This window comes from Neisseria basseii (assembly GCF_962707005.1).
In the GTDB taxonomy this organism is placed as follows: Bacteria; Pseudomonadota; Gammaproteobacteria; order Burkholderiales; family Neisseriaceae; genus Neisseria; species Neisseria bergeri.
Window position 1 is genome coordinate 1 of the sequence record NZ_CAUIXH010000054.1, and the last position, 768, is coordinate 768.

A 768-nucleotide genomic window follows, 5' to 3' on the forward strand; every position below is an offset into this window, starting at 1 on the left:
CCAGTTGGTCATGCAGATCGTAGAAGTAGTTCTGCACTTCGCCGTCGGCCAGCTCGCGGTGGATCAGGTTGCCGAAGCCGTCGTAGTAATAGGTCGTGCCGTTGTAGGTTTTCAGGCGGTTGTCGGGGACGGCATTGAGGTCGTCTGAAAGGATATTGTGCGCGGGGTCGAAGGCGAACCGTTCACTGCCGGCTTTGGTGATTCGACCGAGTCTGTCGTACTCGAAATGCGTCGTGCCCGTCCGTTGGTCGGTGCTGCGGGCCAGGTTGCCGGTGCGGTCGTAGCCGTAGCTGCGTTTGACGGCGGTTTGACCATAGCCCGCCGCTACTTTGTTTTTGCCTTTGCCGCCTTCGGTCAATTCGTTGAGTGCGGCAATTTGCCTTTTCAGACGGCCTAAGGGATCGAGTTCGTAACGGCTGGTCAGTTTACCCTGTGTGCGGAAGATTTCGCGGTGCAGCTTATCGCGTTCGATGTCGGTGATGACTTCGTCGTCGAGGCTGATTTGGTGCAGGTGGCCGCTGCCGTAATACAGGCAGTTGATCTGTCTGCCGTCGGGCAGGATGGTGGCGGTACGGTTGCCGTTGAAATCGTAGTGGTAGCGGACGGTTTCGGTAACGGGCAGGTACAGCATATCGTACTGCGCATCGCGCCAGTCGGTTTCGGGCAGGCCGTTTCGGGCGTTCTCTTCCTTAGTCGGCACCTTCCATTGGTGCCGGGCGATGAGTCGGCCGTTTCCGTTGTAGTCGAAGCAGGTGATGCTGTGGCGGT

Annotated in this window: 1 pseudogene; it reads right to left on the reverse strand. The window is 58.5% G+C overall.

Annotation, left to right across the window (positions count from 1 at the left end):
- A pseudogene (locus Q9I99_RS11265) lies at positions 1-768 on the reverse strand (RHS repeat domain-containing protein); the annotation flags it as partial.